1 protein-coding gene is annotated in these 507 nt (G+C 35.7%); it reads left to right on the forward strand.

Annotation, left to right across the window (positions count from 1 at the left end; translation table 11 throughout):
- Positions 1–414: translocation/assembly module TamB domain-containing protein (locus tag ACFIK8_RS13205; protein ID WP_375669681.1), on the forward strand; the 414-nt coding region annotated here is incomplete at its 5' end.
- Positions 415–507: the final 93 nt, after the last annotated feature.

Here is a 507-nt window from a genome sequence, read left to right on the forward strand (position 1 = left end):
ACGATTGATAATCTTGATGTTAGTTTTTCTTCACAACCTAGTTTGCCACAGGATGAGATTTTAGCTCGTTTGATTTTTAACCGCTCTCTTAACGAATTATCACCATTTCAGATTGCTCAGCTTGCGGCAGCAGCAGCTGATCTTGCAGGTGCTTCTAATATGTCTTTGTTGAATGCTTTACGGACTAAAATCGGTCTTGATGATCTTGATGTTATCGTTGATGAAAAGGGTAATACGGGCTTACGCATTGGACGTTACATACACAATAATGTTTATTTAGGCTTTGAAGCAGGGTCAGATGGAACGACAAAAGGAACAATTAATTTGGACATTTCTCGTCATCTCAAAGCTAAAGGCGCTATAGGGAATGAAAAGAATTCTAGTGTTGGCATATTTTATGAAAGAGAATATTAAGAATCAAAGTTTTTAAGATTTAACTGCTTTAAGACATTTGCTTTTCGAATTGGATATGATGAAGTTTTTTGTAAAAACCATGTTCCTTTGCTA

The organism is Bartonella sp. MR168JLCBS, assembly GCF_042194175.1.